Here is a 26322-nt window from a genome sequence, read left to right on the forward strand (position 1 = left end):
TCCGGAGCGTATCATGCTGACCCTGCCCACTTACGAAAACCGTCTGGAACCCTACAGCCTCATCGGAGAAGCCCTGACCCCGCGCGCACCACGGGTACCGCTGACCCGCACCGCTTTTGCGGCAGCGCATGTGGTGTCCGATCCGCTGCGCGAGCGCGATCCATGGGTCGGTTCTCCGGCTGTCGATTGGGAAAATACGCTGAAATTCCGGCACTGGCTGTGGGATCAGGGGCTTGGACTGGCCGAGGCGATGGACACCGCGCAGCGCGGCATGGGCGTTGACTGGGCAACGGCGAAGGAACTGATTGAACGCACCATGAAAGAGGCGAAGACGCATCCGCTGAAGCCGCGTGTTGCCTGCGGGGCAGGCACCGATCAGGTGCCGCTGGAAAATCTCAAGACGAAGGACGACATCGTTGCGGCCTATACGGTCCAGCTGGAGGCCATCGAGGCGGCAGGCGGGCAGGCGATCCTGATGGCATCGCGGGCTCTTCCCGCCATCGGGGCCGGGCCGGACGATTACGCCGATGTCTATGGCCGGCTGATCCGTCAGGCACGGGAGCCGATTATCCTGCACTGGCTGGGCGACATGTTCGATCCGGAACTGACCGGCTATTGGGGGTCTAAGGATGTCGCGGCGGCGTCCGACGCCGTCCTCGCCATCATCGAAAGCCATGCAGCGAAGGTCGACGGCATCAAGATCTCCTTGCTCGACCAGGCACACGAAGAAGCCTTCCGTGCGCGCTTGCCTGAAGGCGTGCGGCTTTATACAGGCGATGACTTCAACTATGCGGATCTGATCGCCGGCGACGGCAAGCACTATTCGCATGCGCTGCTGGGGGCCTTTGCGGCTATTGCCCCCGTGGCGAGCCAGGCGCTTGAGGCATTGGCGGAAGGGGATATGGACACCTATCACCAGCTCTTCGCGCCGACCGTTCCTCTCAGCCGGGAAATCTTCAAGGCGCCGACCCGCTTCTACAAGGCCGGAATCGCGTTTCTTGCCTGGCTGAACGATGCCCAGAGCCACTTCATCATGCCGGCCGGTTTTCAGTCTTCGCGTGAGATTGCCCATTATGCAGAGGTCTTCCGGCTTGCGGATCAGGCGCGTTTGTTGTCAAAGCCGGAGATCGCCGAGGAGCGCATGGGGCTGCTCCTGAAACTGCACGGGATCGGATAGACCTTTCATGAAGAAGCGGCCGACAATTCTGGATGTTGCAAGGCAGGCGGGTGTTTCGAAATCGACCGTCTCGCTGGTGCTCCAGAATTCGTCGCTGGTAAAGCAGTCGACCCGGGAAGAGGTGGCCAGGGCAATTGATGAGCTTGGTTATGTCTACAATCGCTCGGCTGCCGGCTTGCGGGGCGCTGCATCCGGCCTCATCGGCCTGATCATCAACGACCTGCGCAACCCCTTCTTCACCGAATTTGCCGCCAGTGCGCAGATGACCTTTGCCAGCAAAGGATACTCGACCGTCATCGCCAATACCGATGAGGACCCGGAAATCCAGGCCCAGGTGATCGACAGCATGATCGAGCATGGCGTGTCGGCCTTCGTCATCTCGCCGACCTATGGCGGCGACGAAAGCCCCTTCGAACGGATCGAGCGGGCCGGAATTCCCACCATGCAGGTGCTGCGTCAGCTGGACGAGCGCACGGACCTGTTTCCCTTTGCTTCGCATGACTACGCCTTTGGAGGCGAAGCCGCGACACGGCACCTGATCGATACGGGATGTCAGAAGATCGCCTTTGCCGGTGGTCTGGCAGATCGTCCGATTACCTTGGAGCGCATGTCCGGTTATCGAAGCGTGATGCAGGCGAACGGCCTTGCGCCGACCATTTTTCACGGACGGCCATCGAGGCAGTTCGGCCGTGAAATCGCGCTGAAGATCCTGCAAGAACACGAAGGCCTGGAAGCGGCGATCTGTTTCAGCGACCTGGTTGCGCTTGGCATGCTGAGCGGCTTTGCCGAGCTTGGCATCAAGGTTGGTCAGGATTTCAGGATCATCGGCTTCGACGATATCGAGGAATGCTCGCTGGCCTTTCCCAGGCTCAGCTCGGTGCGCTGTGATACCGCGCTGTTCGGCCGCAATGCCGCTGAAGCGATGCTTGCCTGGATTGTCGACGGCGTCAGGCCACCCGACACGAAACATTATCCGGTCGAGCTGATCAAACGGCAATCGACCCTGGGACTCGATGCATGACAGATTGTTCCCGTGAGGCCCTGTTGCGGCGTCTGTTCGAGACGGCCGTTGCAGCGGCCGACCCGATGAAGTGCGTTCCCGCATTCCTGCCGGAACGGATTAATGGCCGGACGGTCGTGATCGGTGCCGGCAAGGCGTCGGCACGCATGGCCGAAGCGGTTGAAGCAGCCTGGGGGGCTTCAGAAGGACTGGTCATCACCCGCGACGGCTACTCCAGGCCTTGCCGGGGGATCGAAATTGTCGAGGCATCACATCCGGTGCCGGACGGGCGCGGGCTTCAGGCAACACAGCGCCTTCTCGGTCTGTTGTCCTCGCTTGAAGAAGCGGATCACGTGATCGCGCTGATTTCAGGCGGGGCGTCGGCGCTGCTGGAGGCACCGGCCGGAGATATTTCGCTGGCTGACCTGCAGGCCTTGAATGAAGCCCTTCTGGCGTCAGGTGCGCCAATCACCGAGATGAACACGGTCCGCAAGCATGTCAGCCTGGTCAAGGGTGGCCAGCTTGCAGCGGCAGCCTATCCTGCCCGGATGACGGCGCTGATCATTTCCGATGTTGCCGGTGATGATCCGGCCTTTATTGCCTCAGGCCCGACGGTTGGCGATCGGACGACGCCAGCGGACGCGCGTGCGGTTATCGAACGCTTTGGCATGTCTGTGCCGGCTTCTGTTCTCGCTGTGCTGGACAGCGCCACCGGAGTGCTGCCGCCGGAAGATCAAAGAGTGTCGAGGGTGGAAAACCGCATCATCGCGGCACCATCGCTATCGCTGGAAGCAGCGGCAAGCCTGGCAGCCGACGAAGGTATGGAAGTCGAAATCCTGGGGGACGCCATTGAAGGCGAGGCGCGCGAAGTGGCTGAACAGCAGGCGAGACTCGCGATCGAACGCCAGCAGGCGATGAAACCGGGTGGGCGGCCTGTCCTGCTTCTGTCCGGCGGTGAATGCACGGTGACGCGGCGCGGCAAGGGCTGTGGTGGTCCGAATGCGGAATTTGCCCTTGCGCTCGCGATCGCACTCAAGGGGGCAAACGGTCTTTACGGGATTGCCTGTGACACAGACGGTGTCGACGGGGCGGCGGATGTTGCAGGGGCGGTTGTTGGCCCAAGCACTCTTGAGCGTGCAGGGGTGCTTGGCCTCGACCCGGTCGCCATGCTCGGCGACAATGACAGCCATAGTTTCTTCGCGGCTCTTGGCGATCAGGTGGTGCCGGGGCCAACCCTTACCAACGTCAACGACTTCCGTGCAATTCTCATCGAAAGCCCAATGACATGAATGAACTGGAGACGCTTCTCCAACGGGCGCAGGCCCTGGTTTTCGATTGTGATGGCACGCTGGTGCAAACACCAACGCTCTATGCCGGTGCCTGGCAGGACGCGTTCAGGGCCGCCGGTCATCATATGGAGCCGGACTGGTACCACGCCCGGGCGGGAATGTCGGAACATGTTCTGCTTGATGACTACGAAGCCGAGCACGGAGTTACGGTGGATCGCCCACTGGCCGTTCGGGAGATGCGCACGGCAGTATTGGCCCGGATCGGTGAAGTCAGCGAGATCGAGGTAATAAGCACCATTGCACGGAGGTTTCACGGCAAGTTGCCGATGGCGGTCGCCTCTGGTGGACCGCAGGAAGTGGTGCTGGCGTCGTTGAAGGAGACGGGACTGCTGCCGTTGTTCGATACGGTTGTCACGATTGATGACGTTGCCCATGCCAAACCGGCGCCGGATCTCTTCCTGGAAGCCGCTTCCCGGCTCGGTGTCGCAGCCGCACAATGCCTCGTGTTCGAGGACAGTCATCAGGGGCTTGAGGCAGCGCACAACGCAGGAATGCCGGTTGTTGATGTGAACCGGCTGATCGGATAACGCGGCGAAGCTGATTTCCACTCGTGCTGATCAGTTCAGGTCAATTGGCGGACGTATCGTGTCCTCCTGATCTGCGCCAAGATGCCTGAGCTTTTCCGGGTTGCGGGTCACATAGACGGCGATGATCCTGCCGTCCCGGATCTGCAATGCGGTTGTCTGGACAATGCCGCCATCTTCCTCGGTTACAAAACCGGGCAGTCCGTCAATGTCGGCAAACCGGATCAGGCGTGACGGAGCCTTTCTGAAATAGCGGGCAAGTGCCGCAAAGAGGCTCATCGACCGTTCGTGCCCGAATGTCGGAGCTGACGTTGCAGGCACCTTGCCGCCGCCGTCGGCGTAGACGACGATGTCTTCGGCCAGCAGGGATTGGAGTTTCTCCAAGTCGCCGCTGCGCGATGCTTCGTAGAAAGCGGTCGCCAGCTTCCTGCCCTGTTCCGGCGTGGCGGAAAAGCGTGGTCTTGCTTCCTGCAGCCTTGCCCTGGCCCGGCTGGCGAGCTTGCGGCAGGCAGCCGGTTCCCGGTTGATGGCGGTCGAAATTTCCTCGAAACCCATGCTGAAAACGTCATGCAGCAGAAAGGCGGCCCTTTCGAGCGGTGACAGCCGCTCCAGAGCCACCATCACGGGCAACGTGATGTCGTCGGCGGCTTCGGCATCTGATGTTGTCAGCAGGGGCTCTGGAAGCCAGGGGCCAACATAAGACATGCGGCGACGGCGTGCGGATTTCAGTTCATTGAGGCAAAGCCGTGTGACGATGGTCTTCAGGAAGGCGGCAGGCTCGCGCACCTTTTCCCTGTCGGTGGCAAGCCAGCGCAGCCAGGCTTCCTGAACCACGTCTTCCGCGTCGGAGACTGATCCCAGCATGCGGTAGGCGATGCGGGTCAGTCGCCTGCGCAAAGCGGTGTCGTCTTCAAGGGTCGGTGTATCCGTCATGATCACGACAGCCTATCACGTCAACGCCGGTTCGGGCCGCGCTTGCGCCCGTCCGGCTGCAAACTGCAAGGCCGTTATCGCCACACGCCTGCCCAGATGGCGGGCGGTTGCCAGATCCGCGGCCGGGGGGGCTGTCTGCGGCCCTTCGTCGGTGTTCGACTGTGCCGCGGCCCCGAGCCAGAAGCCGAGCCGGTTGAGATCGTCTTCCGATCCTTGCGAGGAACAATTGGCTGGCGGCAGGTCCAGGCTGACCCAGTGCATGCCGTGCTGGGCTGCAAACAGGGCCAACTGGATGAGCACCGCCAGCTTGTCGCCGGAACGCGAACCGGAATTGGTGAAGCCGGCCGCAATCTTGTCTCGCCAGAGATAGCCCTTCGACATGATTTCCTGCGAGCTGGCTTCCTGAAAGGTCTTGAAGGCGGCGGAGGCTGCGCCGACGTAGGTTGGCGTGCCGAAGATGATTGCGCTGGCCGCATTGAGTTCGTTCCAGCGCGTGCAGGCTTCATCGGCCGTCAGAAGCAGTGCGCGTGCACCGTCGACATCCTCTATGCCCTGCCCGACAGCTGCTGCCTGACGTTCTGTGTGACCGTACCCGCTGTGAAAAACGACGGCGACGTCAATCAATTGCCGGTCATTCGCAAGCTTGGTCTGAAGCCCTGCCGCTGCATTCCCATTGTCCATCATCATTTTCGTCTCCTGCGCACACGTGGTGTTCGCAGGTAATGACAAGACAGCGGCGCTGGATGTGACATGCCGGACGGGGTTTTTGAGGAAATGAGTTGTTCTGCCGCCCGAAAACGAGAAAACCCCGCCGGAGCGGGGTTTTCGGACATTCAAACGCGATGAAGCTTACTTGATCGGAGCCAGAACCATAACCATCTGGCGGCCTTCAAGCTTCGGCGCGGATTCAACCTTGGCGATTTCGTTGGTTTCCTCACGGACCTTGTTGAGCAAGTTCATGCCCAGGTCCTGGTGGGCCATTTCGCGGCCCCGGAAACGGAGTGTGACCTTCACCTTGTCGCCTTCGCCAAAGAACCGCAACATGCTCTTCATCTTCACCTCGTAGTCGTGGGTGTCGATGTTCGGACGCATCTTGATCTCCTTGATCTCGACGGTCTTTTGTTTCTTGCGGGCTTCTGCTGCTTTCTTCTGAGCCTGGTACTTGTACCGGCCATAGTCCAGGATCTTGCAGACAGGCGGATTTGCGTTCGGCTGGATTTCAACAAGATCCAACCCGGCATCCATGGCGATGCCCATCGCCTCTTCTGTCGGGATGACGCCACGGTTGGCGCCTTCATGATCAATCAACTGGACTTCGCGAACGCGAATTTCGTGGTTTGTGCGCGGGCCTTCCTTCGTAGGAGGCGGGGCGCGGAACGGACGGCGAATGGTCGCAAACTCCTCTTTCGTTTCAACGTGGCGCTAGGGCTTTGATATGCTCCATGCACAAAAATCCTCGGAACGCTGGTACCAAGGTGCTGAGATGGATATGGCCTAACGCCATCCCCCAACGTCTTGCGAAACCGGCAAAAAGTCAAGCGAAAACACCGTTTTCGACATGCCGGGTCACATTTTCAGGGGCTAAGGCTCCGGCTGGCCTGATCATGGCCAGTCGGGCAACTGCCGGTTCTGGAAGGTTGCAATCCGACCGGCAGATGGTCAAGTAAGCAGTCAGCTCGCGCATATCAAGGAAGGACAGCGGTTTGGACGGCGGGAAATTCATGTTGCAGCTTCTCAGGATCGCGTTCGGTTTCATCTTCGCGGTGCTGGCGTGCGGCCTGTTCCTTGCCTGGGGCTTTTTCCGGGCCGGGCATCCCGAAGCCGATCCGATTGCCTTTGCAACAATGGTCGGAAGCGGTCTCGTGGGTGCAAGCGTGGTCGGTGCCACGGCCCTGGCCCCGGCTGCCGTTGCAATCGTTCTGGCCGAAGCTGCACGGCTGCGCAGTTTCCTGTTTCACGTCGGTGCCGCCGGGGTGATCGCCTTTGCAGTCTGGACACTTGGAGCCGAAGCCGCGGACAGTGCCTTCCGGCCGGGAAGTGCGGTTGCGCTGGCGGCCGGATTTATCGGCGGCGGAATTTACTGGCTGATTGCCGGGAGAACGTCAGGCTGCTGGCACGGAACCAAAGCGGCCGGTCAAGTGATGCACAAGTCGGCACAAGACGATCAGCCCGGACGCGACCACCTCTAGACAGGCGGTCAGATTTCGCCGTCCTTCAAGGCATCCTTTGCAGCCTGATAGTGATCCGGTCGGATGTGGCTGCGGATCATCGCGAGGGCAGCCAGAAGCACGGTTGCGTCATCGCCGAAGCCGATGCCGATCAGAAAGTCTGGAATTACATCCAAAGGCAGCACGAAATATGCCAGCGATGCGAGCACGGTGGCCCGCACCTTGCTGGGTGTCGAGGGATCGAGTGCGCAGAAATAGCCGGCGACGACATCTTCCATGAACGGCACCTGACGCGCGGCCTTGCGGACCGTGGTCATCAATTTCTGACGGATCGTCTTCTTCTGCTCTTCCTCCGGACCGAGGATCTCGGGGTCAAAGCCAAGGTCTTCAAAAGTGGTGTTCATGGAGCCGCCTGTGCTTGTGTTCGCCTTTAGAGATAGGTTTTCTTGCCAGCAGCTTCAACGTTTCGCCCTCCCAGGCCGGGCTGGAAGGGCCGCGCAAGGTCGCCGGTCAAAGGGTTGCGGCACTGTTTTCCTCAGCCTCGGTCAGGTCGCTATGGCCGAGGCGCTCCAATGCCCTGTCGATGTCCCGAAGGCCCGACGAATCCGGGGTTTCGTTACCCATCGGGCTTTCCGTAGCCGCCCGTTGCAGGGCGCGTGCGTCCTCTCGCATCCGCAGAAGCTCGTCTACGCGATCAGCCTTGCTGCGCGTGTTGTCTTTCAGAATACGGGCGATCTCGTCCCTGGTCCTGTCAGTCATGTCGGATCCTCCTGTAAGTGGCAGCCGGAGATCCTCTGCAGGATCTCCGGCTGCCCGATACCGGGCAAACGTTCGAGACTGACAGAAGTTCCTCCGTACGACGGATCTCTGCGTTGGTCTTGGCGGCAGTTTCCCATCTTTTTCTGGAACATTTCCGCTGCTCTCCCGTTCTGCCTAATGCAACACGAAGGGAGTTGATCATGTGGAAAATCATGCTGGTTGCGGTCGCTTTGACTGGTCTGACCGCTTGCAACAACACGCAAAAGGGCGCGGTGATCGGTGGTGCCTCAGGCGCGGCGATCGGTGCTGCAACGACCGGTAAGGCAGGCGGAGCGCTTGTTGGTGGCGCTGTCGGCGCGGCTGCCGGTGCGCTTGTCGGAAGGGCAACGGAACCGGGCAAGTGTATCTACCGCGATTCCTATGGCCGCGAATATGTGGCGGCTTGCCGTTAATCGGTCTGCCCGGCGATCTGCCGGGTCACCTTCTGTGCGCGGGAGTTGAGCCTCTCGCCTGAAAAACAAAAGGGACGACCTTTTCAAGGTTCGTCCCTTTTGTTTGGTCTTTCGAAGGGCTCTACCCTTCCGGACTGGTGAACTCAAAGCAGGATGTAGCCGACAACCGCCAGTGCGATTACCGCGCCTGCGGTGCCGATCGCCAGGACGTAACGCATCTCGTGAAGCTCGAGGCCCTGCTTGGCTTCCTTTTCTCCCAGAACGACTTCCTTGTCCTGTGCGTTGGTCTGCCTTTGATAAGTCATCTCTACCTCGCTGGATTGTGCGTCGTTGCAAGCGCTGAGGGCGGTTTGGCCTCATCACTCTTCAGAACAACGTTCGAGCGGCAGTAGTGTTCCTGAAAACGTCCAGGCTGCCCTGGGCGTGCGGTCAATAGCTGAGCAGGAATATCAGGGCGATCAGCGAAAAAATGATGCCGCTGAATCCAAAGCCAAGAGCAAGGTGCTTCCAGCTGGAGGCTTCCTTGTCTCTGATCCTTTCACGCAGGATGGCAAGGTGCCGGTCCGCATCGTCGTTAAAGCCGTGATAGATCATCTTCACTACCTCGCGATGTTGCCACTTGGCAGTCAGGCTCGACTGCTCTTCAGCGGTTAACGCGCAAGACCCTTATTCGTTCCCCTCCGGGGGGGCCAAGGGAGACCGTTCAGGTGGGAACTTCCTGGTGGGGTGGCCGTTTTCCCTTTGAAGTCCGGACAACTTCCGCAAATGCCAAGAGGGGACAAGGTCACTATGGGTTTCGACAGCCTGCCGCTGTGGGTCTTGCTTGCGCTTTTTGCAGGTGCCGGTGGAGTTATACTGGTTTGCGGCGTTCATCTGACCGGTCAGGCTGACCGTATCGCCGACCGGACAGGGCTGGGCGAGGCCTTGGTTGGCGGTGTCCTGCTGGGGGCGGCCACGTCGCTCTCGGGCACCGTGGTGTCCGTAACTGCTGCGCTGGACGGCCGTGCGTCGCTGGCCTTTTCAAATGCCGTTGGCGGTATCGCCGCGCAGACTGCCTTTCTGGCCATCGCTGACATCGTTTACCGGCGCGGCAACCTGGAGCATGTGGCCGCTGACGTTTCCAGTCTTTTTCAATGCGCCCTGCTGATGCTTTTGCTGGCCATTCCCCTGGTCGCCTACACCACCCCGGAAATCACGTTGCTGGGCGTTCATCCAGCCTCCTACGCCCTGGTTATCGTTTATGGCAGCGGTTTGCTGGCTCAGCGGCACGTGCGGGAGCAGCCCATGTGGCGTGTTGTGAATACGTCCGAAACCCACGAGGACAGCCCGGATGAGGAACAGCACGACCTGCGCGGTAACTTGCGGCTTATCGCAGGGTTTTCAGCGCTGATGCTTGTCCTCGCCTCAATGGGCTGGGTGCTGGCGGAAGTGGCTGGCGCGCTGACGGACCGTTTCAATCTCAACGCCTCGCTTGTCGGCGCACTGATGACAGCCGTTGTCACCTCGCTGCCCGAACTGGTGACGACGCTGGCAGCCGTGCATCGTGGTGCCCTGCAGCTCGCCATTGGCGGCATTGTTGGCGGCAACACCTTCGATACTCTGTTCCTAATGCTTTCCGATGTCGCCTATCGCGACGGCTCGCTTTATCAAGCCGTCTCCCCTCAGGATTATTTCTGGCTGGCGATCGGGCTGGTGATGACGGCGGTTCTGCTTCTGGGGTTGCTGGTACGGCAGAAGTCAGGCCCCGGCGGGATCGGTTTTGAAAGTGTCAGTCTGCTTGGCATCTATGGCGGTGCCATCGCGCTTCAGGCGCTCGGTTGATCCTGCGAACCTGTTCGGGAGGCCTTCCTCAGAACAAGGCCATCAGTGCCCAGACAACGATGGCCAGGGGCAAAAGCGCGGCTAGGGCAAAGAGACCGTCCCGGGTGAGGAGAGAGAAGGCAATCAGGCAAACAGATGCGCCAAGAAGCGATGACGAGAATGGCACCAGTTCGAGAAAGGGCATCAAGGCGCCGAACAGGAGGCAGGAGAGCGGCAACAAGGCCCGAAGAGGTTGCCGGAAGAGGAACCGTGCTCTCGCGCGGGAATGTTTGTCGAGCCAGCGTGCGGCAGGCCGCAGCTTGTTCATCGCCACCCGCACCTTGTCGCCCTCAAGACTTTGCTGACCCAGCCAGTGGGGAAGCCAGACCCGGTCGCGTTTCATCAGCCATTGTGCCGCGATCAGGCAAATGGTCACTCCGCACAGGCTTGAAAACAGGGGAATGCCGCTCAGCGGTGTCACGACGGCGGCCGCGGGCACGATCAGCATCGTCGCAAATCCGGTTTTCTCGAAAGCGCCGACCACGCGGTCAAGCGAGACCTGTCCTTCTTTCGTAATGTCTCCGACCCTGTCGACAATGGACGTCAGGGGCCGGTCCAAGTCCGGATCAACGGTCATGGTCCTGCCTGTTTCAGCGGCCGCAATTGGCGGTCACTGTGTTCTAGGGTGAAAAAATTCCGAGCCTGGTCTTGCAAGGCACATCGTGGCAGGGGCGTTCGGACGGTGGCGGCCGAACGCCCTGAGCGTCTGCGCAAGAAGATGATTATCTTCCGAAGACAAGTTTCTCGATGCGATCGACAGGATGATTGGTGAGATCCTTGTCGATCTCCGCGACGACACGGTCACTGACTTCCTTGTGCAGGCGCTTGCGGACCTGGCCGAGAACCGACGGGGCTGCGACCAGTACGATCTCGTCGAACTTGCCCTTGTGGGCGCGCTTGTAGAGCATCTGGGCAAGGTCCGCGGCGAAATCGTCTTCAGCCAGCGCATGCCAGTCGGCTTCCTGAACTGCACTTCGATGCCCCTGCGGACCGTCACTCAAACGACCGGGACGGTCAGCGGTCTGCTCGCGGTTGGGAGGGTTGTCCTGGGTTTCTTTCCGAAAGACCTTGAGGTCCGGCACGTGTTCCGTGCCCGCGTTGGTCAGGAACAAAGCCTTGGTTCCGTCGGCAACGACTACCCAACCATCATGTTTCAGTCGGATCGCATCCTTCATGTCGCACTCCTGCAGTTTTGGGTCCGTCTGGAGTGAACGCCGGACCACCGGAAGCGTTCCTGAGGATATCTGTGACAATTTCGACAGTTCGCAAGCCTACCAGTACGGGAAACGGATTGCAGGGCCTACCGGAAGAGAGCGCGGCGCCCTAAGTGAAGAGTGGTCGTGAGGAACAATGCAGAATTCCGTCCTTGAAAGGGAGAAGATCATGAAGAGACTTGCAATCGGGCTCGGTGCTGCCGTGCTGGCCCTCACAGGTGCCGTCGCCCAGGCTGGAGAAACTCCGGCACCGGACGGCGTGAAGCTCTACTTCGTAAACCTGAAGGATGGCGACACCGTCAAAAGCCCGGTGACCATCCAGTTCGGCCTCTCCGGAATGGGCGTTGCCCCCGCCGGCACGGAAAAGGAAAACACCGGACACCATCACCTGATCATCGATGAGAGTATCGAGGGCGAGGAGCTGAACGAAGCTATTCCGGCGGATGACAATCACAAGCATTTCGGTGGTGGGCAAACCGAAACCACGATTGAACTGCCAGCCGGTTCACACACGCTGCAACTGGTGCTGGGCGACTGGTCGCACATTCCGCACAATCCGCCGGTCATGTCGGAAAAGATCACGGTTACCGTGGAGTAGGCGGCAGCCAGCACCGGTCACCTTCCGGAACGAAAGACTTGTTGCGGCGTTGCTCTCTTATGCTGACCGACCCGCAACAAGGAACGACCATGGTAGACCGGCTTGCCGCAGAGATGGACCTCGGCTTCGGTGCGGTTCCGCTGGACGTTCTGGTTCTGCGGATGATTGCGGCCATCGTTCTGGGCGGTATCATCGGGTTCGAGCGGGAAGAGCGTGGCAAGGATGCCGGGCTCAGGACGCATATGCTTATCGCATTCGCCTCGTGTCTGTTTCTCCTGATCAGTCAGGCGCTTGCCGATCTTCCCTTTTCCGGGGCGAGCAACGTCAATGTGGATCCGCTCCGTCTGGTCGAAGCCGTGACGGCGGGCGTGGCGTTCCTCTCCGCCGGTCTGATCTTCTCCCGCAACGGCTCGGTGCAGAACGTCACTACCGGTGCATCAATGTGGCTGGCAGGTGCCATCGGCACGGCCTGCGGCGTCGGTCAGATCGGATTAGCGGGTCTTGCAACACTCATGGTGGTGATTGTCCTGGCCGTCATCGGCCGCCTGCAAAGCAAGCTTGGCCCCCAGGCCCGGGACAGCGCCCCGGACGAGGGAATGAGCGAGAAATCTGACAAGCTTCGCCACGCGCAGGCACACGGCCATCGCGACAAAGGGGCGATTTGATGACGATCAGGCGTTGCCGCGCGTCTCGAGCAAGCGGCGCGCGATGACCTGAGCCTGAATTTCCGCCGCACCTTCGAAGATGTTCAGGATGCGGGCGTCGCACAGGACACGGGAAATTGCATATTCCAGAGCAAAGCCATTGCCGCCGTGGATCTGCAACGCATTGTCCGCCGCGGCCCATGCAACGCGGGCACCGAGCAGTTTCGCCATGCCTGCTTCCAGATCGCAGCGCTTGCCGGAATCCTTCTGCCAGGACGAGAAATAGGTCAGCTGGCGGGCGATCATCAGTTCAGCAGTCATCATGGCCAGCTTGTCGGCAACACGCGGGAAGTTGACCAGTTCCTTGCCGAACTGGACGCGTTCTTCGGCGTATCTCAGGCCCAGGTCCAGTGCAGACTGGGCGACGCCCAATGCGCGGGCAGCAGTCTGGATGCGGGCGCCTTCAAAGGTCTGCATCAGTTGCTTGAAACCTTCGCCCTCGACCTGGCCGAGAAGGTTCTCGCCCTTCACCTCGAAGCCGTCGAAAGCGATTTCATATTCCTTCATGCCCCGATAGCCGAGAACTTCGATCTCGCCGCCGCTCATGCCGTCCGCCGGGAAGGGCTCCTCATCGGTGCCGCGCGGCTTTTCCGCGATGAACATGGACAAGCCCTTGTACCCGGGTTCATCCGGGTTGGTGCGGGCCAGCAAGGTCATGATATCGGCACGGACCGGATGGGTAATCCAGGTCTTGTTGCCGGACACCTTCCAGACGTCGCCGTCCTTCACGGCGCGGGTCTTCAGCGAGGCAAGGTCCGAACCGGTATTGGGTTCGGTGAAGACGGCAGTCGGCAGGATCTCGCCGGATGCGATTTTCGGTAGCCAGTGCTGCTTCTGCTCTTCCGTTCCGCCGCACAGAATGAGTTCCGCCGCGATTTCGGACCGGGTGCCGAGCGAGCCGACACCGATATAGGCGCGGGACAGTTCTTCGGAGACGACGCACATGGCCTCCTTGCCAAGTCCGAGGCCACCATATTCTTCCGGTATGGTGAGGCCAAAGACGCCGAGCTCGGACATCTGCTCGATAATCTCAAGCGGAATATATTCGTTTTTCAGATGCCACTCGTGCGCGCTGGGCACGACGTTGTCTTCCGCAAAGCGGCGCATCTCGTTGCGGATCTGCTCCATGGTCTCGTCCAGACCTGGGTCGCCGAAGGTGGAATGGCCCGCCTGGTCGCGGATCAGGCGGGTGATCTCTCTGCGGATTTCCGGACGGCTTCCGGTATCGATCAGCGACAGGATTTCGGCTGTCTGGAAGCCAAGAGCTTCTTCGGAAGAAACGCCAAGATCCGCCAGGCGAACGATTTCACCCTGGTTCATCGGAATGCCGCCGAAGATCTGCGCGAGGTACTCCGCAAATCCGAGCTGGACGATGTAGTCCTCAAGAGCGCCGTAGCGGCCTTCCGCGGTCAGACGTTTCGCGTAGGCATCCAATTGGCGCAGAGACTCCACATAGGTTGCGAACCAGGCCAGTCCGTGGGTTGCCCTTTGCTCTTCTTCCATCAGGCGGGAGGAGATGCGCCCATCCTCGCTCACGCGGTCGCGCACCCGCTGCGCTGCAAGATTGAGCAGATGATCGAGCGTGGCGACGGCAGCTTCCGTTCGCTCGGTAAGGCTTGCGGGTGTTTCTGCGGCCGGCAGGGCTGCGGTGGACATGGCGATCTCCGTTTTCATTTGTTGCGCAGCAGCGCTTCTTGTTGAAGCTATGTTGCGTTGCACACCCTCATTTGTCGAGCGTGAATTTATAGACCTTTTGGCGGATGCGGTTTTCACTACCCAGGCTTGACGAATTGTGTCAGCGCAGGCCACATCTTGGGTCATGAGCGCCAGACAGACAGTTCTCGTGATCTACGCCGTCCTGAAAGACGCCATCGGTCACTTCGCCCGGGATGACGGCTTTGCAATGGCCAGTCACGTGGCACTGTCGGGGTTGCTGGCGATATTTCCCCTGCTGATCTTCATCGCCTCGCTCGCGGCCTTTCTCGGCATGACCGGTGCTGCCGACACGGTGTCGGAACTGCTGTTCGATGCCTGGCCGGCAAGCGTTGCATCGCCTGTCGTGCGGGAAATCCAGAATGTCCTGACCATTCGCCGCGGCGACCTTGTGACCTTCGGCGCCGTTGCCGCTTTGTGGTTTTCCTCCAACGGTGTGGAGGCGCTGCGTACCGCACTCAACCGGGCCTACCGGCAGCATGAAAACCGCTCCATCGTGCTGTTGCGGCTGCAATCGATCGGGCTTGTGCTGCTGGGTGCCGGCATTCTGCTTGCCTACACGTTTCTGGTGGTTCTGGCGCCGCTCGCCCTCGAGGGGCTGAAGGTCTTCGTGCCGCAGGTCGAGACTTTCCTGCTGTCAATCAACGTTGCCCGATACACACTGGCCGGATCGCTGCTGATCATCGGCCTTTTCATCACCCACTGGCTGCTTCCGGCGGGGCATCGCACTTTCCGCGACCTGTGGCCCGGAGTGCTCGCCACACTGTTCATGTGGATCATTGCCGGCAGTGCCTTCGGCGCCTATCTCGCCAGCTTCGCCAATTACGTCTCCACTTATGGCGGTCTGGCCGGGATCATGACCGCGCTGATCTTTCTCTATATCTGCGCGCTCGTGTTCATTCTGGGCGGTGAACTCAACGCGGCAATCTCCCGTCAACGGCGCTACTGGCGCCGCCGTCAGGAACAGCTTGCGCTGGCGCTGGATACAGAAGCCTGACCGGATTTTCCGCAAGACGGCTTCCGGGGACCACCCCTATCTCCTTGCTGGCTTCTTGCGGATGGTCAATACCGCGCTGATGACCAGAACCATTCCGCCGATCTGAACCGGCGTCAGGGATTCACCGAACAGGAAATAGCTTTCCACCGCCGTTGCCACCGGCACCAGATAAAAAAGGCTGGCGACCTGGGAGACCGCGCCCTCGCGGATCAGCAGCATCAGGAGCAGGATCGCGCCGACGGACAAGACCAACACGAGCCAGGCCATCGCAAAGATCAGCTCACCTGACCAGGTGATCTGCCAGCTTTCGGTCAGGCTCAGCGGAATTGTGACAAGCAAAGCGCCGACGTACTGCCAGACAGTTGCCGCCATGAGGTCGGTCCGCTGTACGAAACGCTTCTGGTAGACTGTTCCCAGGCTGATGGCCGCAACGGAGATGAGGACCACGAATATAGTCACCGGCGTGATGCCCGATCCGGCAAGGTCGAGTTTCGGACCAAGAACGAATGCAAGACCAATCGCTCCGATGGCCATGGCGAGCCAGTGTCTGCGGGAAATGGTTTCGCCAAGCAAAGCCACCGCGATGAGCGCGGTCAGCACAGGCTGAAGACCGACAATGATCGAGGACGCTCCAGCCGGCATGCCCTGTTTGATTGCCCAGAACACACCACCGAGATAGATGCCGTGAACCAGCATGCCGGTGAAGATGCAATGGGCAATGGCAGCGGGATCTTTCGGCCAGGACTTCGACAAGAACATCGCCAGCAGAATCAGCACCGGCAAAACCGCAACGAAGCGGACCGTCAAAAACACCATCGGATCGATGTAGGGCGCGCCGAGTTTAGAACCGACGAAGCCCGTAGACCACAGCAAAACAAAAATGGCCGGTGCGGCTCTGGCGAGGAGATTCAATTGCAGCCTCAATGACAAAGTCGAAGATGACGCAAGGTTAGATTGCGTCGAGTCGGTGGGGTTACACGCATGTTAACCGTAAGTTGGCATTTATAGTCAAATATACGGCGCAAACATGAGTGTTCGAACGTTCTGTCGTGAAAGAAACGCAGGCCAGAAGCACGAACACTTCCAGATCGATCAACTCATGGATGTAAACATCGACCCCGATGGCACATCCGTTGATCCAGGGGACATACGCTGGTGGCCTTCAGATCTCAATCACCTTTTCGGATCTTCGCGAATTTGTCAGTCAAAGCCAGAATTCTGGCCTTGAGCCTTTTCACAATTGTTGGGCTCCTTGCGATCGGCGGTGTCTTCTTCTGGAGCCAGGGTGAACTCAATTCGGCCTTCGCGCGCATGAGCAGCAGTTCGACACTGGCCGGACAGGTCAGCACACTGTCGGAAAGCGCCGCGGCGCTGCGCTCGATTGAAGAGCGTTACCACAGCACGCCATCCGTCGAGACATTCCAGAGTTTCAACGCCAAGCTTGAAGAAGCCAGCGCAGTTCTGGAGACGATCGCAACCAACCCGGCCGCAGCGGCCTACGCTTCGGAAATCGCCGACGTCAAGGATACGCTGGAAGGCACAAGAGGTGCCTTCGAGATGCTGGACACTGCCCAGCAGAAGATCGGGTATGACACTACGCAGGGCTATCTGGCGGGGCTCAACGAATATGCTGGGGCGGTCAAGCATCGCCTGTCGGAAGAGATGAAATTCGGCGGCGGGCCGGATTTCGAAAAGCTGGCCCGCGCGATCCTGGCCGTTCAGCTGGCGGAACGGGAGTTCACGCTCAACAATACCGAGGCGGCGCTGGAAGTTTTCCAGGGCGAGTTCAACGATTTCGAAAAGCTCTTGAAGAAAGTCTACATCTCCGACGCCATCAAGGCGGAGCTGGCCGATAACATGGCCAAATACAAGACGACTTTCGACGATTACACAGTCGCCAAGACAGAGCGGGGCGAGCATTCGGAACTGCTGGAAAACCTGTTTGAACTTGTTCCGCCGCACATCGCTTCCCTCAGCGAAGCCGCCAACACCACTCAAGGTGAAGCCGCCGGTCAGCTTGAGATGGCCCGGTCGATCGCAACCTATGCAATCGGCGGGGCTATCGTGGTTCTGCTTCTGCTGCTTCCGGCCATCGCGCTTGTGATCGGCCAATCGGTGGCGCGCCCGCTGGCACGTCTGCAGTCTGCCATGGAAGCCCTTGCCAGCGGCCAGACCGACCTCGACCTGCCGGACGACAGTGGCAGCACCGAGCTTGCTTCCATGAGCCGCACGGTTCAGGTCTTCCGTGACAATGCGGTTGAGCGGGCTGAACTTGCGGCCTCGCAGGATCAGGAAAACCGGCGGCGCGAAGAACGCGTTGCCCGTCTCGATACACTGATCGGCCGGTTCGAGGGGACCGTGTCCGCGGCACTCGACAGTCTTGACCGAGCCAACGGCGAACTGCGGCAGACGTCCCAGTCGATGGAACAGTCGGCCGACGATGTCGCCAACCAGTCCGGGGAAGCAGCCGAAGCGGTGCGCACGGCGGCGGAAAACGTCACTTCCGCAGCTCATTCCGCGGAAGAGCTTGCCGCGTCCATCGCCGAGATCGCCGGCCAGGCCAACAAGTCGACGGAAGTGGCCCAGCAGGCGGTGCGGAGTGCATCTTCAACGGTTGCCACCATGCAGGAACTTTCCAGCGCGGCAGACCGGATCGGCGAAGTCATGGGGCTGATCCGCGACATTGCCAACCAGACCAATCTGCTGGCGCTGAACGCGACCATCGAGGCTGCCCGCGCGGGCGAAGCAGGCAAGGGGTTTGCGGTGGTTGCTGCCGAAGTGAAGCAGCTTGCCGACCAGACCTCGAAAGCCACCGAGGATATCGCGACCCAGATCGAGGCCATTCAGGGGTCTTCCGGTCAGGCGGTCCAGGCGATCGAGGACGTCAACCGGATCATCTCCGACATGGAAGGCCTTGCCTCGGCTGTGGCATCGGCCGTGCAGCAGCAGGACGAAGCCGTCCAGGCGATCTCGCACAACGTTTCCAGTGCCTCGGCGCGGTCCGAACAAGGGGTGTCGAGCATGGAGGCCGTCGGTTCGGCTGCCGAGCTTGCACGGTCCAACGGTTCAGAAGTGGAGCACCTTGCAGAATCGCTTGGCGAGCAGGGCGCGTTGATCCGACAGGAAGTTGCCGAATTCCTGCAGGGCGTGCGCAGCGCCTGATCCCGAACCGGAACGCTTGAAACAAAGAAAATCGAAAAAACGCCGTGTCCGCACCGACGCGGCGTTTCGCCATTCTGGCGGCCTGCGTTTCTTCGTGCTAGCCATGCACTCAAACGATCGGCCGGCACACCATCCGCCGGACCGGCCAAGCGCAAAGAGGGCGAAGCGGAATGCAGGAAGACATCGTCATCATCGGAGCAGGACAAGCCGGAGCCCAGGTCGCCCAATCCCTGCGGCAGGGCGGATTTGAAGGCCCGCTGCGGCTGATCGGCGACGAACCGCATCCGCCTTATCAAAGACCGCCGCTTTCCAAGAAGTTCCTGGCCGGCGAGATTGGCGCCGAAGGCCTGTGGCTGCGCCCGCCGGCTTTCTTCACCACCAACAATATCGACCACATTCCCAATACCAGAGTGGTTGCGATCGACCGTGGCGCGAAACGCCTGACACTGGCAAACGGCGATACGCTGCCGTATGGCAAGCTGGTTCTGGCAACGGGCACCAATGCCCGGCTGCTGACGCTGGAGGGTGCCGACAAGAAGGGCGTGGTCACGCTGCGCTCGATTGCCGATGTCAACGTGATCCGGGACATTCTGCAAAAGAGCAGCAATGTCGCCATCATCGGAGCCGGGTACATCGGTCTTGAAGTCGCTGCCGTCGCCAAAAGCCTGGGCAAGTCGGTCACCGTCATCGAGGCGCAGGATCGTCCGATGAAGCGCGTGGTCAGCCAGGCGGTCTCCGACTATTTCTCCGGCCTGCACAAGGCCCGCGGCATCGAATTGCGCCTGAACACGGGCATCGAGGCAATCGAGGGTGGTGACAGTGTCACCGGTGTCCGGTTGTCGACAGGCGAGACGGTTCCGGCGGAGCTGGTTCTGGTTGCCGTCGGTGCAGAGCCCAATGATCACCTGGCCGCAGAGGCGGGCCTGGAGGTCGACAACGGGATCCTGGTGGATGGATGCGGCCAGACCAGCGATCCTGACATCTTCGCTGCGGGTGACTGTACACGTTTCTATTCCAACCGCTACCAGCGGTCCGTGCGCATGGAAAGCGTCCAGAACGCCATCGACCAGGCAAAGGCGGTTGCCCAGGCGCTGCTGGGTCAGGAAGTCGATTACGACCCGTTGCCGTGGTTCTGGTCCGATCAGTACGACATCAAGCTGCAGATCGCCGGTCTGTCGGAGGGGTATGACGACACAAAGGTCGTGGGTTCGACCCAGGACAACAAGTTCTATGTCGCCTACCTGCACGATGGCCGGCTAATCGCCGTCGACAGCATCAATTCACCGCGCTCGCACATGATGGCCCGCCGGGTGATCGGTGAGCCGTGGCGTGATGATCTGCTGCCGGAAGCCTGAACAACAGGTTCCGAAAGGATAGGTGCCGGCGGGCAACAGGAGGGCGAAGCGCTTCCATTGTCCGCGGTTAGCGCCTGCTGTTATTCGACCTTGCCGAATTTCTCCAGGAAATAGGCGGTCATTTCCTTGTTGCGGTCGTACTGGTGCACGATGGCGTAGGGTTGCTTGTCGAAGGTTTTGACCAGCCCGTCCTCGAACACCGGCACGGTTTCCCGAGGCATGCAGAACCCCGGCGCGTCCGGACCGACATTCGCACTGACCGCGTGCAGCAGCCAGGGAACCTGCCAGTTCACTTTCTCGGCCTTTTCCTTCCAGCCGCAAAAGGTAAGAAGCTGGTTGAAGGCGGCCTGATCACCGCTGCGTTTGGTCTGGTCGAAGTAATAGACCGCCAGCATGAAATCCATCATCGCCTCGTAGCGGCCGGCGAAATAGCCAGCGCAGCACACGGGAACCCTGGCCACACGGTCATAGGCATGGCGGCCGTAGGTTTTCAGGACGTTCCGGCGGTTCCAGGGGTCTTCATGGGTGATGCTTTCCTCACCGATGAGGAGATCCTTGCCCGGAGCAAGGTTCTCCTCCATCCAGGCGAACGGGTCAGACTGGAAGATGACGTCCCTGGCATCCGAGAACGCGACGAAGCGCACAGGCTCGCCAAGCGCATCGAGATGCTGTTTCACCAGGTGACTGGCATGGAAGAAGCGCCGGTCGTAGATCTTGTCCTTGAAGCGCAGGACGCGCTTGTTCCAGGTCCAGCGCCTGTCGGTGTAAAGCTTGCCGCCATCGGTATGGTCGGCGATTTCTTCCCGAAGCTGCGAGTAGGAGTAGCGCTTTTTGCCGGCGTCATGATCGAAGGTGATGACGAGCGAGCCCATGTGCTTCATGTAGTCAACAAGGGCTTCGCTGACATTGTAAGCCACCGCGACTGTCCGGCCGCGATACCCCGTTGCCTTCAGAGAATTGTACCAGGCAGCCATGTGTTTCGGCTCATAGCCCGACACCGCCGTGACGATGACATCGTTGGCTGCTGACATTTCGGCTGACATGCGCGCTCCGGCTCGGTTCATACAGGCCCCGCCGTCCGACCGGCCGGGTTTCGGCCTGCTACCTATCCCAAACCGCGCCGGGGGGCCAGATCACGGGGAAACTTTCTGGAGTTCCAGATGTTGGTCCGCGTCAGCAGCCAGCGTTCTGAAGGATGAGCCGGGTCACTTCCTTGGGCAGTTCCAGATGCAGCATGTGGCCGGTTCGTTCGAAAATGTGCGTGGCAACGACACCCGGCAACTTGTGGGCCTGGCGCGTCGGCAGGACACGATCCTGTGTGCCCCAGAGGACCTTGATCGGCATGGGCAGGGCTGCCAGTTCGTCGCGCGGCAGGGTCTTTTGAACGCTGCCGTCGATAATCTCGTCCGCGATTGCCTCCAGTGTCGCGGCCGCGCCCGGGCGCGCGCGGCTTTCGGCAGCCGTTCTGGCGAGGAATTTCGGCAGTTTGAACTCCCAGCCGAAGAACTGCTCCAGCAGGGTTTCCATGGTGTCGGCATCCGTTGCAGCCGCATATCGACGGAGCAGGCGGTGATTGATTTCGGAGCCGAAGCCGCCCGGTGCCAGCAAAGTGAGGCTGGCCACCAGATCAGGATTGCGCAGGGCAATCAGCGCGGCCACTGCGCCGCCCATGGAATGGCCGACCAGATGGACCGTCGTCAGCTCGAGCGCCTCCAGAGACTGCCCGACAGCTTTTGCGGAAACCCCCGCATTGCCGATCCGCGGCCAGTCCAGCGCCTCGCCGTGCCCCGGCAGGTCGAACGCTATGGAGCGTTTCTTCGAAGCCAGTGCCGTCTGTATGTTGAGCCAGGTTTGCCGGTCACCGCCGAAGCCGTGCAGCAGCACGACCGGAGCACCGTTGTCAGGGCCGGTGGCTTCCTGGTCTCTGAAAGGCAGATGGGAAGGGGCGTCGGGACGTAGATCGGTCATGTCGGTCTTTGCTTGTCGGTGGGATGAGGAAATACCTGCCGGACGGGTGGCTTTCAGAAAAGTCGGTCCAGGGTAAACAGGGGCTGGGGGTCGGTGAAGCCGTTCAGTTCGAACGACCCGGCCGGTTTTGATCGTTCGCTGGCGAAGCGGGCGACGTCTTCGGTCATCAGAACGTCGGCGCCGACAGTCTTGGTGAGGCTTTCGATCCGTGCAGCCGCATGGACCGTCTGGCCGATCACCGAAAAGGTGAGCCGGTGCGGGACGCCAATATTGCCGAACATGACGGAGCCGACGGACAGGGCGATGCCGGCCTTTAGAACGTGTGGCAGCGCCGGGTCGGCGTTGATCGCTTTCAGACGGTTCCGGCTTTCATCCGCTGCCGAAAGCGCCTGTGCGACCGCCTTGTCCAGGCTTTGCGCGCCTATGGGAAAGACGCCCAGAACGGCATCGCCGATAAAATCGAGCACTTCGCCGCCTTTTGCCAGAATTGCACCGGCTGTCGCGTCGAAATAGGTGTTCAGAAACGACAGGTAGGCATCGGGACCAAGCAGTTCCGCAATCGCGGTCGAATTGCGCATGTCGCTGAAATAGATCACCGCATCGACGGTCTGGCCGTCGCCATGGCGGATCTGGCCGCTGAGCACCTTGTTGCCGGCGATCTTGCCGAGATACGTCTCTGCGATCGTCTGGTTGATTTGCCCCTGAATGGTGGCGCGCGCGGCCAGGGCAAAGCGTTTTTGAATGTAGCGGATTGCGGTCAGGGCATCGTCGGAAAATCCGTCGGTTTCCCGCGTTGCCCAGCTGATCACGATGCCGGAGGTGGCAATCTGGTCCTTGATGGTCGGCAGGTCGAATTCGGTCGCGATGACGATGTAATCGGAGTACCCGCTTTCCTTCAGCCGAACGAGCAAGGGAAACTCGAGCGGGGCATTGGCATTCGTGAGGCGCCGTCGCAGGACGGATTCCTGGTTGACCAGCACGGCACGGACGGGGCTTTGCAGCCACTCGTCTGTTTCTTCGGCATTGTGGGCAATCTGCTCGCGCTGGATTTCGGTGCCGTTTTCCCAGATGGCGGCTTCCGCCTCGATCAGGGGATGAAGGGTCGACCAGCCGATCATGGCGCGGTCCACAGGAACCTCGCATGCGCGCAGGCGCTCGCACATCTCTCCGAACATCGACCCCAGATCGGGCGAGCCAAGAGACTGGTCGATCAACCAGTCTTCCACGCCGTCGATTTCCGCCATACTGATCATGGCGCCAAGTTAGTGTTGTTTTCGTCCGGTTTCCAGACGGCTTGTGCCAGCGTTTGCGATTAATTCGCCGGTTCGAAAACCACCTTGCCAGGCGGGACTATGACCCAGTTGACCGTGACGTCGGGAATGCTGCCGGAGGTCTGGTAGGCGAACGTTCGCGCCCCCTCGCGGACAGCGTCCGGATAATAGCGGCGGATTTCCTCAATCGGTGTTTCCCGGTCGCCTCGCCAGACGATCATCAGACCTTTTTCCTGGACATCTTTCGGGTCGATCCAGGGGCTGAGGGTCCGGTCATGCAGATAGAACATCGACGGGCGGCTGGCGGCCTGTGTGGTGACGTTGGCTGCCGACCACATATCGCCGGCCACATAGGCGAGATCGGTGCCCATGTGCTCCTTCCAGACGCGTGCCATGTCTTCGGCGATCGCCTTGCCGGGATAGTGGAGCCGGGTCTGCTTATGTTTCCAGTGCGGCTCCAGAACCGCCTGCCCGAACAGGATGCCCAGGAAAATCGCCTGGATCGCAACGGCGGCAACGAGGGCGCGGGCGGGAAAGGGCCAGAGTTGCGGTAGTGCCAGAAACCGTACCGCCAGGATGCCGGACAGCACGAACATGGGCGTGCCCCACATGTGTTCGAACTCGTTGCCGGTAACGGCTGATGCAATCAGAACAACTGCAAGCGGCAGAACGGCAAACCAGAGCAGAAAGCGGTCGGAAGGTGTGGCCAGGGGCGTGGCCGCTTCACACCTGCGCAGTCGAACCTGTTTCAGGCCGTGCCAGCCAAGACCGGCCAGAAGCACAAGGAACAAGCCGGCGTGATTGCCGATCTGAGCTGCCAGGAAGTTCAGCGGATTGAACAGATGGTCGACAAAACCGTCTGCCGGATTGCTGCGGCTGGCGGCGTAGCGCAACGTCAGGAAATCCGTTTCCAGAAGCCATGCCGCGTGTGGCACCAGCAGGGCAAGGCAGACGGCTATCGTCACCCAGGGGCCCGGGCGCAGGATATGCCGCCGGGCATCGGGGAAGACCAGCGCGTAAAGTCCGATTGCACCGATCAGGAGCAGCACGAAATATTTCGTGTAAAGGCCGAAGGCGGCGAGGGTGCCAAGCAGGACCCAGTCGAGCAGACGGCCTTTGTCCACTGCCCGGTGAAACAGCAGCATCATGCCTGCCCAGATGGGGATCTGCAGGATGTTCGGGTTGAATTCCGGCAGGGGCAGCGTGAAGTAGAAGGTTACGCTGGTCAGCACGAGAGACCAGAAGGACTGCTGGCCGGAAAGTCCGAGACGGCGAGCGAGCCGCCAGATAAACAGATAGCCAAAGGCAACCGAAAGCGCGCTCAGCCAGTACCCGCCACTGAGGCCTCCCGTGAGACGATAGGTGAGCTCCAGAAGCCAGGCCTGCATCGGCGGATGTTTGGTATAGCCGAGCTGAAGTTCCCGGCCCCAGGCAAAGCCTTCAACCACGTCGAGTGGCGGGTTGGGAAAGGTCAGGGCCGGTATCAGGGCATAAAGCAGGCAGAGGCCGCCAGCGTAATAGAGGGCCGCCCTTGAAGGAGCGTTTTCGATCAGACGTATCAAGGGTCAGGTCTCGGCTGGATGGTGCGAGAAGGCCCAGAGCCGGGCTCCGGCAAAGGAAAGGGCTGGCACGATCGCGATGGAAAACAGGAGGCCGATGAGATCCGGCCAGGGGGTCAGCGTCAGCCACAGGGCCAGAACGGTGGTGTTCAGCAGGAAGCCGGAGACGGCAATCACCAGGAACCGCACCATGCTTCTGATTGCGGTGCCCTTCCGGCGCAGGTGCGAGAAGCTCCAGAAATAGTGACCGGTGAAAGAGACACAGAAGGCGACCAGGAAGCCGCAGACATTGGCCGGATAGGCCGGAAGCATTCCAGATTGCAGCAAGCTGCCCGCCACAATGGCATGGGTGAGTGTCGCCAGCACGCCGATCACGGCGAATTTGCCGGCGGCAGCGGTTTCCGTCTTCAACTTGCCATGGCGAATTTCAGGCGCCATTGGCGGCGTCGTCCGTTTGCTTTGCGGATTGAGGTGTGTTGCCGCCTTCGATGACATCCTGAACGATGAAGACCGGCCGCTGTTTCGCTTCGTTGAAAAGCCGCGCCACATATTCGCCGATCATGCCGATCGACAGCAGTTGCACACCCGAGAAGAACAGAAGCGCGACCATCAGCGATGCGTAGCCCGGGAGATCGATGCCTTCGATGAGGACGCGTAACGTCAGATAAAGCGCATAGGTGAAGGCGCCGACAGAGATCAGGGCGCCGCCATAGAACCAGACCCGCAGCGGGAGCGTTGTGAAGCCCGTGAGGCCGTCCAGCGCAAAGTTCCAGAGCTTCCAGTAATTGAACTTGCCAGCCCCCGCCAGGCGAGGAGGGCGCTCATAAGGCAGTGCCATGGCCGGAAACCCGACCCAGGCAAACAACCCCTTCATGAAGCGATTACGTTCCGGCAGGCGCAGCAATGCATCGATAACGCAGCGGTCGATCAGACGGAAGTCGCCGGCGTTCGCGGGCATGTCGATATTGGCCAGGCGGTTGAACAGGCTGTAGAACATGCCCGCCGTGGACCGCTTCATGAGCGTGTCGGAAGACCGGTCGACCCTGAGGCCGTAGACGACATCATAGCCCGCGCGCCATCCGTCCAGCATCTGCAAAATGAGCTCCGGCGGGTCCTGCAGGTCAGCATCGATGATGACACCGATGTCTCCTTTCGCCGCCTCGAGCCCTGCGGAAAGTGCGGCTTCCTTGCCGAAATTGCGGGAAAGGCCCAGAAGCCGTCCCGGCAGGCCGTTTGCAAGCTCCTCCGACAGGATGTCCGCGGTCCGGTCCCGGCTGCCGTCATCAATGAAAACATATTCGTAACGAAGGCCGCTTCGCTCGAGTACCGGCCGGGTCGCCCGCAGGAAGTGGAGGATGACTTCCTCTTCGTTAAAGACCGGTACGATGACGCTGAGCAGCGGTGCCTGCGGGCGGGCGTTTTCCCGCCGGGTGACATAGACAGTGTTAGCCGCTTTGGTGTGCATGAACATTCGTTAGCCGGTTGAAGTCGGCGGCAACCTGCCGGAATTTCACGAAAAAGGCCAGCCCTTTGACGAGGCTGGCCTTCTTGATGGTCAA

At 60.5% G+C, this 26322-nt stretch carries 29 protein-coding genes; 12 read left to right on the top strand and 17 right to left on the bottom strand.

Annotated features, from left to right (window positions below; all coding sequences use genetic code 11):
- Positions 1-13: 13 nt before the first annotated feature.
- The 4 genes from HEP89_RS10575 to HEP89_RS10590 are packed head-to-tail and all read left to right on the top strand — an operon-like array spanning position 14 to position 4053.
- The gene (locus HEP89_RS10575) at positions 14-1177 is read left to right on the top strand and encodes a dihydrodipicolinate synthase family protein (protein WP_168691994.1); all 1164 of its coding nucleotides are present in this window, start codon (positions 14-16) and stop codon (positions 1175-1177) included.
- Between the two features lie 7 nt (positions 1178-1184).
- On the top strand, positions 1185-2198 hold the full coding sequence (locus tag HEP89_RS10580; RefSeq protein ID WP_023002945.1) for a LacI family DNA-binding transcriptional regulator: 1014 nt from the start codon (positions 1185-1187) through the stop codon (positions 2196-2198).
- Positions 2195-3466: a glycerate kinase gene (locus tag HEP89_RS10585; protein ID WP_168691995.1), complete on the top strand. Its 1272-nt coding sequence runs from the start codon at positions 2195-2197 to the stop codon at positions 3464-3466. Before HEP89_RS10580 ends, HEP89_RS10585 begins: the two co-directional genes overlap by 4 nt.
- Positions 3463-4053, top strand: coding sequence for an HAD family phosphatase (locus HEP89_RS10590; protein ID WP_168691996.1), 591 nt, complete (start codon positions 3463-3465; stop codon positions 4051-4053). Before HEP89_RS10585 ends, HEP89_RS10590 begins: the two co-directional genes overlap by 4 nt.
- A 30-nt stretch (positions 4054-4083) precedes the next feature.
- On the opposite strand, the gene HEP89_RS10595 is transcribed toward HEP89_RS10590, so the two are convergent.
- From HEP89_RS10595 to infC, 3 genes are all read right to left on the bottom strand, one after another.
- Positions 4084-4983: a sigma-70 family RNA polymerase sigma factor gene (locus HEP89_RS10595; RefSeq protein WP_168691997.1), complete on the bottom strand. Its 900-nt coding sequence runs from the start codon at positions 4981-4983 to the stop codon at positions 4084-4086.
- 15 nt (positions 4984-4998) lie between these two features.
- On the bottom strand, positions 4999-5664 hold the full coding sequence (locus HEP89_RS10600; protein WP_168692023.1) for a flavodoxin family protein: 666 nt from the start codon (positions 5662-5664) through the stop codon (positions 4999-5001).
- 168 nt (positions 5665-5832) lie between these two features.
- Positions 5833-6372, bottom strand: coding sequence for a translation initiation factor IF-3 (gene infC / locus HEP89_RS10605; RefSeq protein ID WP_075283347.1), 540 nt, complete (start codon positions 6370-6372; stop codon positions 5833-5835).
- Between the two features lie 332 nt (positions 6373-6704).
- Here infC and HEP89_RS10610 point away from each other — a divergent pair, with 332 nt between their 5' ends.
- A complete protein-coding gene (locus HEP89_RS10610) occupies positions 6705-7172 on the top strand; it encodes a hypothetical protein (protein ID WP_023002952.1) in 468 nt (155 codons plus the stop codon).
- A gap of 8 nt (positions 7173-7180) precedes the next feature.
- On the opposite strand, the gene HEP89_RS10615 is transcribed toward HEP89_RS10610, so the two are convergent.
- Both HEP89_RS10615 and HEP89_RS10620 read right to left on the bottom strand, forming a co-directional pair.
- The gene (locus tag HEP89_RS10615) at positions 7181-7555 is read right to left on the bottom strand and encodes a YkvA family protein (RefSeq protein ID WP_077291610.1); all 375 of its coding nucleotides are present in this window, start codon (positions 7553-7555) and stop codon (positions 7181-7183) included.
- A gap of 106 nt (positions 7556-7661) precedes the next feature.
- Positions 7662-7910 (bottom strand): hypothetical protein, encoded by a 249-nt coding sequence (locus HEP89_RS10620; protein WP_075283357.1) that lies wholly within the window; start codon positions 7908-7910, stop codon positions 7662-7664.
- A gap of 200 nt (positions 7911-8110) precedes the next feature.
- Between HEP89_RS10620 and HEP89_RS10625 the strand changes: the two genes are divergently transcribed.
- The gene (locus tag HEP89_RS10625; RefSeq protein WP_023002955.1) at positions 8111-8362 is read left to right on the top strand and encodes a YMGG-like glycine zipper-containing protein; all 252 of its coding nucleotides are present in this window, start codon (positions 8111-8113) and stop codon (positions 8360-8362) included.
- A 143-nt stretch (positions 8363-8505) separates the two neighbouring features.
- Here HEP89_RS10625 and HEP89_RS10630 read toward each other — a convergent pair whose 3' ends face one another.
- Together HEP89_RS10630 and HEP89_RS10635 are read right to left on the bottom strand one after the other, a co-directional pair.
- Complete coding sequence (locus HEP89_RS10630) at positions 8506-8667, bottom strand: hypothetical protein (protein WP_156912406.1); 162 nt, start codon at positions 8665-8667, stop codon at positions 8506-8508.
- 124 nt (positions 8668-8791) lie between these two features.
- Positions 8792-8956, bottom strand: coding sequence for a hypothetical protein (locus tag HEP89_RS10635; RefSeq protein ID WP_023002957.1), 165 nt, complete (start codon positions 8954-8956; stop codon positions 8792-8794).
- Between the two features lie 195 nt (positions 8957-9151).
- On the opposite strand from HEP89_RS10635, the gene HEP89_RS10640 reads away from it, so the two are divergent.
- On the top strand, positions 9152-10183 hold the full coding sequence (locus HEP89_RS10640; protein ID WP_077291611.1) for a cation transporter: 1032 nt from the start codon (positions 9152-9154) through the stop codon (positions 10181-10183).
- 28 nt (positions 10184-10211) lie between these two features.
- Here the strand turns inward: HEP89_RS10640 and HEP89_RS10645 are convergent, their stop codons facing one another.
- Together HEP89_RS10645 and HEP89_RS10650 are read right to left on the bottom strand one after the other, a co-directional pair.
- Entirely contained in the window at positions 10212-10799 is a 588-nt protein-coding gene (locus tag HEP89_RS10645; RefSeq protein ID WP_077291612.1) for an exopolysaccharide biosynthesis protein, read from the bottom strand.
- A gap of 145 nt (positions 10800-10944) precedes the next feature.
- Complete coding sequence (locus HEP89_RS10650; RefSeq protein ID WP_023002960.1) at positions 10945-11397, bottom strand: host attachment family protein; 453 nt, start codon at positions 11395-11397, stop codon at positions 10945-10947.
- A 208-nt stretch (positions 11398-11605) separates the two neighbouring features.
- Here HEP89_RS10650 and HEP89_RS10655 point away from each other — a divergent pair, with 208 nt between their 5' ends.
- Positions 11606-12034: a DUF4399 domain-containing protein gene (locus tag HEP89_RS10655; protein WP_062491303.1), complete on the top strand. Its 429-nt coding sequence runs from the start codon at positions 11606-11608 to the stop codon at positions 12032-12034.
- An 89-nt stretch (positions 12035-12123) separates the two neighbouring features.
- The gene (locus tag HEP89_RS10660) at positions 12124-12699 is read left to right on the top strand and encodes an MgtC/SapB family protein (protein ID WP_228148016.1); all 576 of its coding nucleotides are present in this window, start codon (positions 12124-12126) and stop codon (positions 12697-12699) included.
- 6 nt (positions 12700-12705) lie between these two features.
- Here the strand turns inward: HEP89_RS10660 and HEP89_RS10665 are convergent, their stop codons facing one another.
- Entirely contained in the window at positions 12706-14394 is a 1689-nt protein-coding gene (locus tag HEP89_RS10665) for an acyl-CoA dehydrogenase family protein (protein WP_168691998.1), read from the bottom strand.
- 163 nt (positions 14395-14557) lie between these two features.
- Here HEP89_RS10665 and HEP89_RS10670 point away from each other — a divergent pair, with 163 nt between their 5' ends.
- Positions 14558-15448 carry a YihY/virulence factor BrkB family protein gene (locus HEP89_RS10670; protein ID WP_023002964.1) on the top strand — a complete coding sequence of 297 codons (891 nt, stop codon included), beginning with the start codon at positions 14558-14560 and terminating at the stop codon, positions 15446-15448.
- Positions 15449-15484: 36 nt separating this feature from the next.
- Here the strand turns inward: HEP89_RS10670 and HEP89_RS10675 are convergent, their stop codons facing one another.
- Positions 15485-16321 carry a DMT family transporter gene (locus HEP89_RS10675; protein ID WP_168691999.1) on the bottom strand — a complete coding sequence of 279 codons (837 nt, stop codon included), beginning with the start codon at positions 16319-16321 and terminating at the stop codon, positions 15485-15487.
- Between the two features lie 351 nt (positions 16322-16672).
- Between HEP89_RS10675 and HEP89_RS10680 the strand changes: the two genes are divergently transcribed.
- Positions 16673-18610, top strand: a complete 1938-nt coding sequence (locus HEP89_RS10680) for a HAMP domain-containing methyl-accepting chemotaxis protein (RefSeq protein ID WP_209010320.1) — start codon at positions 16673-16675, stop codon at positions 18608-18610.
- Between the two features lie 170 nt (positions 18611-18780).
- Positions 18781-19965 carry an FAD-dependent oxidoreductase gene (locus HEP89_RS10685; RefSeq protein ID WP_168687518.1) on the top strand — a complete coding sequence of 395 codons (1185 nt, stop codon included), beginning with the start codon at positions 18781-18783 and terminating at the stop codon, positions 19963-19965.
- Between the two features lie 80 nt (positions 19966-20045).
- On the opposite strand, the gene HEP89_RS10690 is transcribed toward HEP89_RS10685, so the two are convergent.
- The 6 genes from HEP89_RS10690 to HEP89_RS10715 all read right to left on the bottom strand — a co-directional run bounded on the left by HEP89_RS10690 (position 20046) and on the right by HEP89_RS10715 (position 26228).
- Complete coding sequence (locus HEP89_RS10690) at positions 20046-21008, bottom strand: hypothetical protein (RefSeq protein WP_075284195.1); 963 nt, start codon at positions 21006-21008, stop codon at positions 20046-20048.
- A 130-nt stretch (positions 21009-21138) separates the two neighbouring features.
- Positions 21139-21933, bottom strand: coding sequence for an alpha/beta fold hydrolase (locus HEP89_RS10695; protein ID WP_168692000.1), 795 nt, complete (start codon positions 21931-21933; stop codon positions 21139-21141).
- 53 nt (positions 21934-21986) lie between these two features.
- A complete protein-coding gene (locus tag HEP89_RS10700; protein ID WP_208993446.1) occupies positions 21987-23177 on the bottom strand; it encodes an adenylate/guanylate cyclase domain-containing protein in 1191 nt (396 codons plus the stop codon).
- A 68-nt stretch (positions 23178-23245) separates the two neighbouring features.
- Entirely contained in the window at positions 23246-24766 is a 1521-nt protein-coding gene (locus HEP89_RS10705) for a glycosyltransferase family 39 protein (RefSeq protein ID WP_209014606.1), read from the bottom strand.
- Between the two features lie 3 nt (positions 24767-24769).
- Positions 24770-25201 (bottom strand): GtrA family protein, encoded by a 432-nt coding sequence (locus HEP89_RS10710; RefSeq protein WP_023002972.1) that lies wholly within the window; start codon positions 25199-25201, stop codon positions 24770-24772.
- A complete protein-coding gene (locus tag HEP89_RS10715; protein WP_208984602.1) occupies positions 25191-26228 on the bottom strand; it encodes a glycosyltransferase family 2 protein in 1038 nt (345 codons plus the stop codon). The genes HEP89_RS10710 and HEP89_RS10715 overlap by 11 nt, the downstream gene beginning before the upstream one ends.
- Positions 26229-26322 lie beyond the last annotated feature (94 nt).

The organism is Labrenzia sp. 5N (genome assembly GCF_012395805.1).
Classification (GTDB): domain Bacteria; phylum Pseudomonadota; class Alphaproteobacteria; order Rhizobiales; family Stappiaceae; genus Roseibium; species Roseibium algicola.